1 protein-coding gene is annotated in these 299 nt (G+C 36.1%); it reads left to right on the top strand.

Features of this window, described 5'->3' with window-relative positions:
• Positions 1–299 (top strand): SU10 major capsid protein (locus ON24_RS09400; RefSeq protein WP_040682696.1); only part of this gene is annotated, 299 nt, incomplete at both ends.

Raw genomic sequence — 299 nt, forward strand, 5'->3', positions numbered from 1 at the left:
AGTGAAGATGTAATTGATGACATGCTTACAAAAATTATTGATGGAAATGGAGGTAATGTGGATTGCATTGTTACTACCGCAAATGTGGGGAAACAATTGAAAAAACTCGCTGCACCATATAGACGTTATAACGATAAAATTGACATTGGTCTTGGTCATAGAGTTAATACATATGAGTCTATGAATGGTTCAGAAATCCCTATCCTCATTGATGCAAATCTTAAATCTGATGCAACTGGAAATGATAGTATGCTCTTTGTTGATTCTTCCACTATCGAGGTTCGTGAACTTATGGCTCC

Source organism: Methanobrevibacter boviskoreani JH1 (assembly GCF_000320505.1).
Taxonomy (GTDB): Archaea; Methanobacteriota; Methanobacteria; order Methanobacteriales; family Methanobacteriaceae; genus Methanarmilla; species Methanarmilla boviskoreani.